This is a genomic window from Candidatus Pantoea persica (assembly GCF_013753875.1).
In the GTDB taxonomy this organism is placed as follows: domain Bacteria; phylum Pseudomonadota; class Gammaproteobacteria; order Enterobacterales; family Enterobacteriaceae; genus Pantoea; species Pantoea persica.
Genome location: NZ_SMDS01000019.1, coordinates 315,508 through 322,869, shown reverse-complemented (window position 1 = coordinate 322,869; position 7,362 = coordinate 315,508). Strand labels below are relative to the sequence as shown.

Here is a 7,362-nt window from a genome sequence, read left to right as displayed (position 1 = left end):
CGGCTAAAGTGCGCATAATGTTTATTATGTTAAATAAGTTGCACGTTTACAAACCTTGTTATCATTCTCGCGGAAAATGGCTTTAATTATGACCAGGTAACTTTATCATTCAGAGAGCCGCACGTCCTTAACCTGCCATTCCATTAGAGGTAGGCGTCTCAGCGCAATTACCGCGCTGCCGCTTGTAAAATATTAAAATATCAAGAAAATGGAAAAATTCAGAATGCGGCGACCGCCCTGTCGCCGTGGCGTCGTCAGCTGCGATCGGCGGGCAGCGTCACCCAGTAGCCAGGTTGGTAAGGCAGCGGCAGAAAATGTTGGTGGAAGACGCGGAAGGTGGCGTCTGGATCAAGATCGGCGAACAGATCGGGATGCAGCCACTTCGCCAGCGCCTGGATGGCGACGAACTGATAGGGGCTGTCGTAGAACTGGTGCCAGATGGCATGCGCGTGGCCGTTGTGCGCCACCGGCAGGGTTTTGAAGGCGTCGCGCATCATCAGCGTGCGCAGGCGCGCCTCAGCCTCTTTGACGTCGGCGCCCGGCCCGACGCCGACCCATTTGCCCACGGTGTTGTAGTTCTTCCAGTTGGCGCCGGTCACCACCACTACATCGGGAGGGCTGGCGATAATCTGCTCCGGGTTCAGCGTGCCGAAGGTGCCGGGGATCAGATCTTTAGCGATATTGCGGCCGCCGGCGATCTCCACCATCTGGCCGAAGTTCTCATTGCCGAACGACATGCAGCACTCATCAGTGTAGCCGCCCGCGCGGTCGATCATCACCTTCGGCCGCGGCCCCAGATAATCTTTCAGCCGATCGGTGACGCGCGCAATCTGCTGGCGACGAAAGTCGATAATCGCCTGCGCGCGCGCCGGCTTGTTCAGCAGCTCGCCCATAATGCGAATGCTTTTTTCCGCGTTGATCATCGGCGCCTCGCGGAAGTCGATAAACACCACTGGGATGCCCACCGCCTGCAGCTTCTCAATCAGCTTGCCCTCTTCGGTCGCCGATTTCGACTCCAGGTTCATCAGCACCAGATCGGGCTTAAGGGTCAGCGCCTGTTCGACGTTGAAGGTGCCATCTTTCGCGCCGCCGAAGGTCGGCAGCGACTTAATCTGCGGATAGCACTTTTCATACGCCTGATAGCCGTCCCAGTCCGCCTTGTGAAAATCGTCGCGCCAGCCCACCACGCGCTGAAACGGCGCATCGGTATCGAACGCCGCCAGCAGGTAGATCTGCCGCCCTTCCCCTAAAATAATGCGTTTTGACTCGACGGCCACCTCGACCTGACGGCCCGCCACGTCGGTAATGGTTTTTGCCGCCGCCGTGCCCGTGATGCACAGTAACCCCAGCGCTAACATCCATTTTTTCATCGAATTACCCCATATAAATGATAATGAGAATTACTAATATCAAGCGTCATTACTATCACGCAAAATAGGTTAAAGGAGAAGAGGCGGACGAAAATGTTTTACGGCTTATCCAGCAATCGCGCCTAGGCGCCCTCTCCGCGCGAACAGTGGGCGGAGAGGGTGCAGGATGAACTGGAGCGCGTACGCGCCCTGCCCGCCAGCGCACGGCTGAAGATCAAGCGGCCGGTAAAAGTGCAGCCGATCGCCCGCGTCTGACGCGCCGAGGAGAAAAAGCAGACCCAGCTGGCCTGTCCGTCGCCGATTATCGTGCTGTGCCGCGACCGCACTCAGGTGCCGGTGCTGGGCGAGCTGCTCAACTACAACGCCAACAATATCCAGCATCGCTATAAACCGGTGGCGGAGCCGCTTAATCTGCTGATTCCGCATCTGCACCTGTGGTGTAGACTGCCCGGTCTGACGAAAAAAGGCCAGCAGCGCTGGCCTTCTCTTTTCTTTCTGGCGAATTACGCCTTCATGCTGCCGACCATATCTTCCGGACGCACCCAGGCGTCAAACTCCTCTTCGGTCAGATAGCCGAGCTTGAGCGCAGAGCCCTTCAGCGTCAGCCCCTCTTTATGCGCTTTTTTCGCAATCTCCGTCGCCTTGTCATAGCCGATATGGGTATTCAGCGCGGTAACCAGCATCAGCGACTCTTTCAGCAGCTGCGAGATGCGGTCGCGGTTCGGCTCAATGCCGACGGCGCAGTTGTGATTGAAGCTGTCCATGCCGTCCGCCAGCAGGCGCACCGACTGCAGGAAGTTGTGGATCACCATCGGGCGGAAGACGTTCAGCTCGAAGTTGCCCGACGCGCCGCCAATATTGATCGCCACATCGTTGCCCATAACCTGGCAGCAGAGCATGGTCAAAGCTTCACACTGTGTTGGGTTGACTTTGCCTGGCATGATCGAACTGCCCGGCTCGTTTTCCGGGATGGAAATCTCGCCGATGCCGCAGCGCGGACCGGACGCCAGCCAGCGCACGTCGTTGGCGATTTTCATCAGCGAGGCCGCTAGTCCTTTCAGCGCGCCGTGGGCGTGCACCAGCGCATCGGTGGTAGCGAGCGCCTCAAACTTGTTGGGCGCGGTGACAAACGGCTGTCCGGTCAGCTCGGCCAGCGCCTTCGCCACGCGTACCGCATACTCGGGATGGGTATTCAGCCCGGTGCCGACGGCGGTGCCGCCCAGCGCCAGCTCGGCCACATGCGGAATGCTCTGCTCTATATGCTTCATGTTATGCTCCAGCATTGCCACCCAGCCGGAGATCTTCTGGCCAAGGGTGAGCGGCGTGGCGTCCTGCAGATGGGTGCGGCCGATTTTGACGATATCTTTAAAGGCGTCGGACTTCTCGCGCAGCGTCCTCTTCAGCACCTCGATCTGCGGGATCAGCTTTTCCCGCAGCGCAATCACCGCCGCCACGTGCATCGCGGTCGGGAAGACGTCGTTGGAGCTCTGGCTCTTGTTCACATCGTCATTGGGGTGTACCAGGCGGGACATGCCGCGCTCGCCGCCGAGGATTTCGCTGGCGCGGTTGGCCAGCACCTCGTTCATGTTCATATTAGTCTGGGTGCCAGAGCCGGTCTGCCAGATCGCCAGCGGAAATTCGCTGGCGTGCTGCCCCGCCAGCACCTCATCGGCGGCCTGAACGATCGCATCGGCGCGTTCGGCGGGCAGCAGGCCCAGGTAGCGGTTGACGGTTGCGGCGGCGCGCTTGGTCTGGGCCAGCGCATAGACCAGCTCGGTCGGCATTTTTTCGGTCGAGATACGGAAGTGTTCCAGCGAGCGCTGCGTCTGTGCACCCCATAACTTGTCTGCGGGTACATCAATGGGCCCCATGGAATCTTTTTCGATACGATTGGCTGCCATGTTTACGTCTCCTTTAGCACAGGTTGTGTTGAATGGTCGCCCGATCCGACAAATCCAGCGGGCGCGCAGGATTCTCACATACAATAATTTAACATCATGCGAGCCAGACGCCTTGTTTGCACTTGATATGTATTATAAACCCCATTTTCTGCTTTAATGAGCGCCATAACTTACGGTGATTAAAGGGTTAACAACGATACCGGCCGCGCAGCTGCTGACCCAGCCGCAGCGCGAGGAACGCGCGCTGAATTTCCCGATTCCGGTGGAGGACTTCGCCATTCACGATCTGGATGCGACGCAGCAGCGGCTGGCGCAGGATAGCGCGGCGATTCTGTTCTGCATCGAAGGCCAAGCGACGCTGACGCTGCAGCCGGGCGAATCCTGCTTCGTTTCCGCCAGCGACGGCGCCATCAGCGCCACCAGAAGCGGGCGTCTGGCGCGCGTTTTTAACGTGACAGGCTGAAGCGGCTGACGAATCTGCCCCTAACTGCTATTATTTCAATCTATTAGCCTGAACGTCTGCGGACGTTTTCTTTACAAGCCATCGGCCGAGCGTCGGGACAGCGGCGTAAGCGGACACAAGGATAAGGACGACTCAGCAATGAAAAAAAACAATGTTGCCGCAGGTGTGATAATCGCCCTGGGCGTAATCTGGACCGGCGCGGCATGGTTTACCGGCAAGCAGCTGGAAAGCTATATGGATGAGCTGGTGCAGAATGCCAACACTCAGCTGAACGCTTACGCGCCCAACAGCCGGCTGAAGCTCCGCTATCAGGATTATCAGCGCGGCGTTTTCAGCAGCCACGCGGAGCTGGTGCTGCAGGCAAGTTCGCAGACCGAAGATAACGCCCTGCTGAAGCCGGGCCAGAGCTTCGTGTTCAACGAAAAAATCGATCATGGTCCGTTCCCCTTCGTGCAGCTGCGCCGCTTTACGCTAATCCCGAGCATGGCGTCGGTGCACACCGAACTGGAAAATACCGACGCGCTGAAAACCCTGTTCGCTTTGACCGACAATAAGTCGCCGATCAACGCCGATACCCGCATCGGCTACAGCGGCGCGACGGACACCGCGCTGCACTTTTTGCCGCTGAACTACCTGAATGCGCAAACCGACCAGCGCGTGGCGACCAACGGCGGAACGCTTAACGTCAGCGCCGACAGCAAGGGCGACAAGGTTTCTCTCGACAGCGATATCGACAGCATCGCCATCACCAGCAAAAACGAAATGGGCCAGCCGGTGCTCTTTACCGTCAATGGGCTGAAACTCAGCGGCAACACTCACCTCACGCCGGAGGGCGTGCGCATCGACGATCAGAAGATCGTGCTGGAAAAACTCAACGCCAGCATCAACGGCAAAGATGCGCTGACCCTGCAAAAGCTCAACGGTACCTCTTCGTTTGATAACCAGGCGGGCAAAATCAGCGGCAATGTTGACTATCAGGTAGATAAGGTGCATCTGCAGGGCCACGATTTAGGCGAGGCGAAGCTGAGCATGAAGCTGGCGCGGTTCGATGCGCAGGCGGTGAAAACCTTCTCCGATAACTACAACGCACAGATGCAGGATCTGCTCAACCGGCAGGGGCTGGCGAACGATCCCATCCGCGATCAGGCCGGGGGTAACAGTATTCTGATCAACAACCTGCCGACGCTGCTGAAGGGTGCGCCATCGGTGAGCATTGCGCCGCTCAGCGGGAAGAACGACAAAGGCGAAAGCACCTTTAACCTGACCGTCAACTTCAACGATCCGGCCAGCGTCACCGGCCAGCCGCAAAATCTGGCGGGCATGGTCGATCGCGTGCTGAAAAACCTGTCGGCGAAGCTGGTCATCAGCATGCCGATGGCGACCGAGGTAATGCGCAACGTTGGACTGGCTGAAGGCTACTCTACCGATGACGCGCAGAAGCTTGCCGATCAGCAGGTCAAAGGGCTGGCGGCGATGGGACAGATGTTCCGCCTCACCCAGCAGCAGGACAACAATATCGTCACCAGCCTGCAGTACACCAACGGCCAAGTGAACATGAACGGCGACGCAATGCCGCTGGAGCAGTTTATGTCGCGCTATATGCTTGGCATGCCGCAGTAAAGCGGCATAAGCGATCAAGCGGCCTGCGCAACAGCGTAGTCGCTGGCGATAATCGCCGTCAGGGCGGGATACGACGCCATCGTCGCCGTCTGATTCTCTTCGCATTCAACCATCCACTCCGGCTTCAACGGCAGCGCGTGCTGCAGCAACGCGGCGCAGTAGCCGCCGATACGTTCGGCGCACCACTGCGAGGCGGCGCGGCCGCCTAGCTAGGCGATATGGCGATGCCCTTGCGCGATCAGCTGCTCTGTCGCCAAGTGGCCGCCCAGCCGATTGTCAGGCTGTATCAGGTCCACCTCAGGTAGCGCGCCGGCGCGCGAGGCGCAGATCACGGGCAAGCCCTGCGTCTACGCCGCCTTCGCATCGCCGCCAAGCACGATACCCTCCACACCCTGAACAATCAAAGATTCGACGCACTGCTGCCGGCGCTCGCCCGCTGCGCCGCTCTGGCTCAGCAGCAGCGTTTTTCCCGCCTCTTCCAGCGCTTCGCCCAGCGCGGCCGCCAGCACCGCATAAAAAGGGTGGCGCAGGTCGCGCACGATCAGGCCAATGACGCCACTGCCGGCACCGCGCAGCGCGGCGGCAGAAGGATTATGCCGGTATCCCAGCTGTTCCGCCGCCTCTGTCACCCGCGCAACGGTGTCGGGAGATATGCGGCCTTTTCCCGCCAGCACCTGCGAAACGGTGGTGACCGAGACGCCCGCCGCGCGGGCAACATCCCTGAGCGACGCGGAAAAAACGGCGATCCGCAATAAAATCCAGGCGAAAAAAAAGGCCGCGCATGCGGCCCTGTCACGCGAACGCCGGCTGCGCAGCCGGCCTTTTATTTACCTTAGCGACAGCGTCTGACGCTTCTCGGCCGACTGCAGCCCCAGCTCGATCAGCTCCATGACCTGAATCGCCTCTTCCGCCGTGACCGGGTTGGCGCCGCGTCCGCAGATAGCGTCGCGCACCGCCGCGTAATAGGCGGGATAGTTGCCCGGCTGGGTCATCAGCGTCTCCTCTTTAACGCCGTCCCCCTCCGCCAGCCTCAGCACGCCGTCGCGCATGTCATAGCCCCATTCTTCGCCCGGCGGAAAGTCGCCCGCCTTCAGCCGATCTTCCTGCGGGTCGAGTCCATACTTGACGTAGCTGCCGCGCGTGCCGTGCACCACGTAGCGCGGCGACTCTGCCGCCACCAGCATGCTGGCGTGCAGTACCACGCGACGCTGCGGATAGGTCAGCGTGGCGTGGAAATAGTCGGTAGTTTGCGCGCCGGGACGCATCTCCGCCATATCGACGTTGATGGCGACTGGCGCGCCAAACAGCTGCAGCGCCTGGTCAATCAGGTGCGGGCCCAGATCGTACCAGATGCCGCTGCCGGCGCCTTTCATCTCACGCCAGCGCTGGCGGACTTCCGGGCGGAAACGGTCGAAGTGGGACTCAAAGTAGCGCACCTCACCCAGCGAGCCATCCTTCAGCAGCTGCTTCAGCGTCAGGAAATCGCTGTCCCAGCGGCGGTTGTGGAACACCGACAGCAGAAGGCCTTTCGCCTTCGCCAGCGCTTCCAGCTCGCGCGCCTGTGACAATGTCACGGTAAAGGGTTTGTCCACTACCACATGCTTGCCGGCGTTCAGCGCGGCTTTGGCCAGCAGGAAATGGGTATCGTTTGGGGTCGGGATGACGATCAGTTGCAGAGACGGGTCATCTAACAGCGCCTGAGGATCGGCCACCACTTTTACCTGGGGCCAGTCGGCATGCACCTTCGCTTCGTCGCTACTGGAGACAGCCGCAAGCTCAACGTCGGGCGTGCCGGCAATCAGCGGCGCATGAAACGTTTTACTGGCGAAGCCGTACCCCATCAATCCAACACGAAGTTTGTCGCTCATTATCACTCCTCTTGTTCGCATACCCGACTGATTTAAGACCATAGCTTTGGGGATAACAAGCAGGAATTCCTCTAAATATCAGGAGATAGCACTCTGTGCCATGGGCCAGGCCGGCCCGGTCAGCAGGCTGTCCTGTGCAT

General features: G+C 59.6%; 6 protein-coding genes and 3 pseudogenes. 4 read left to right on the top strand and 5 right to left on the bottom strand.

Translation table 11 applies throughout. From position 1 onward, the window contains the following. Positions 1-254: 254 nt before the first annotated feature. Entirely contained in the window at positions 255-1,370 is a 1,116-nt protein-coding gene (locus EIO60_RS12390; RefSeq protein ID WP_258576952.1) for an ABC transporter substrate-binding protein, read from the bottom strand. A gap of 126 nt (positions 1,371-1,496) precedes the next feature. On the opposite strand from EIO60_RS12390, the pseudogene EIO60_RS12385 reads away from it, so the two are divergent. After that, positions 1,497-1,827, top strand: a pseudogene (locus tag EIO60_RS12385) (DNA replication terminus site-binding protein); the annotation flags it as partial. Between the two features lie 46 nt (positions 1,828-1,873). Here EIO60_RS12385 and fumC read toward each other — a convergent pair. Beyond that, positions 1,874-3,271 carry a class II fumarate hydratase gene (gene fumC, locus EIO60_RS12380; RefSeq protein ID WP_258576951.1) on the bottom strand — a complete coding sequence of 466 codons (1,398 nt, stop codon included), beginning with the start codon at positions 3,269-3,271 and terminating at the stop codon, positions 1,874-1,876. A gap of 199 nt (positions 3,272-3,470) precedes the next feature. Between fumC and EIO60_RS12375 the strand changes: the two are divergent. Further along, positions 3,471-3,734: pseudogene (locus EIO60_RS12375) on the top strand (mannose-6-phosphate isomerase); the annotation flags it as partial. A gap of 138 nt (positions 3,735-3,872) precedes the next feature. After that, positions 3,873-5,354 carry a YdgA family protein gene (locus EIO60_RS12370; RefSeq protein ID WP_258576950.1) on the top strand — a complete coding sequence of 494 codons (1,482 nt, stop codon included), beginning with the start codon at positions 3,873-3,875 and terminating at the stop codon, positions 5,352-5,354. Between the two features lie 14 nt (positions 5,355-5,368). Here the strand turns inward: EIO60_RS12370 and EIO60_RS12365 are convergent, their stop codons facing one another. Both EIO60_RS12365 and EIO60_RS12360 read right to left on the bottom strand, forming a co-directional pair. Next, complete coding sequence (locus tag EIO60_RS12365; RefSeq protein ID WP_258576949.1) at positions 5,369-5,503, bottom strand: hypothetical protein; 135 nt, start codon at positions 5,501-5,503, stop codon at positions 5,369-5,371. Positions 5,504-5,563: 60 nt separating this feature from the next. After that, a pseudogene (locus tag EIO60_RS12360) lies at positions 5,564-6,106 on the bottom strand (LacI family DNA-binding transcriptional regulator). Between EIO60_RS12360 and EIO60_RS12355 the strand changes: the two are divergent. Continuing rightward, positions 6,039-6,203, top strand: coding sequence for a hypothetical protein (locus EIO60_RS12355; protein WP_258576973.1), 165 nt, complete (start codon positions 6,039-6,041; stop codon positions 6,201-6,203). The pseudogene EIO60_RS12360 and the gene EIO60_RS12355 sit on opposite strands and share 68 nt — an antisense overlap. Here EIO60_RS12355 and EIO60_RS12350 read toward each other — a convergent pair. Beyond that, a complete protein-coding gene (locus EIO60_RS12350; RefSeq protein WP_258576948.1) occupies positions 6,182-7,222 on the bottom strand; it encodes an oxidoreductase in 1,041 nt (346 codons plus the stop codon). The two genes, EIO60_RS12355 and EIO60_RS12350, sit on opposite strands and share 22 nt — an antisense overlap. Positions 7,223-7,362: the final 140 nt, after the last annotated feature.